Here is a 922-nt window from a genome sequence, read left to right as displayed (position 1 = left end):
AATCAACACCAATATCATTTTCTGATAACGTACTATACTCGATCACGTAATCTTTATTCGAAAACGCCAACCCTCTAATCGTATCACTTCGACGTAAAAAATCATCAAAACCACTCACCCCCAAACGACCCGTGCTGACATAAGCCGCGTGCGTTCCTTGCACAACCAATGAAACCGTTTGTAACGACCGCTCTATTTGATCGTCCAACAGTAACGCAAGCGATTCCGAGACTCTTTGTGTGTCCGCAATCGTGCGCTCCCGCCCGGAATAGCTCATGAACCCAAAGAGCAGGATGACGACGAGAAAGACACTCGGCGCGATAATCCAGAACAACCGCGATAGGCGGGCAATCTGCCGCCGACTTCCGCGCAATGCCTCCACCGATAAAGCGGTCGCGGCATACTCTTTGCTATTCGAGAAAGCATCAACTGCCCTGGGTGGATTTTGGTCCATCTGATTTCCCGTAGAGGTAACGCCCATGACCATTTTCAACCGCGATTCCGCCCCTTCCCCGCGCCGGGCGTCCGCCCTGGCCTTGCTCTCCACCACCCTTCTGCTGGCAATTGCGCCCGGCCCCACGGGGACGGCGATTGCCGCTGACGGACGGCTAGAGGCAGTAAAATCCGCCAATAAACTCCAAATTTGCATTTGGCCGGCCTATTACGGAATTACCTTCCGCAATCCGCGCGACTCGCAACTGCGGGGTATCGATATTGATCTAGCAAAAACCTTAAGCAATGATTTAGGCGTAGCGCCTGTTTTCGTCGATAGTTCGTTCGCCAGCTTTATGGATGATTTGGACACGGACAAATGTGACATAGCCATGTTTGGCATCGGTCATACCGAGGCCCGGCGGGCGCGCATCGACCTGACCGAACCCCATTTACGCTCCGGCATGTATGGGATCACAACCAAAACCAA

At 52.9% G+C, this 922-nt stretch carries 2 protein-coding genes; one reads left to right on the top strand and one right to left on the bottom strand.

Going from position 1 to position 922, the window contains the following annotated elements:
• The coding region (locus tag VZ95_RS19260; RefSeq protein WP_198148414.1) for a hypothetical protein at window positions 1–493 on the bottom strand (493 nt) is incomplete at its 3' end.
• A gap of 43 nt (window positions 494–536) precedes the next feature.
• On the opposite strand from VZ95_RS19260, the gene VZ95_RS19255 reads away from it, so the two are divergent.
• On the top strand, window positions 537–922 hold a 386-nt coding region (locus tag VZ95_RS19255), incomplete at its 3' end, for a transporter substrate-binding domain-containing protein (RefSeq protein WP_198148413.1).

Origin of the sequence: Elstera litoralis, assembly GCF_000963705.1 — a bacterium.
In the GTDB taxonomy this organism is placed as follows: Bacteria; Pseudomonadota; Alphaproteobacteria; order Elsterales; family Elsteraceae; genus Elstera; species Elstera litoralis.
This window is presented reverse-complemented; position numbering and strand designations above follow the sequence as displayed.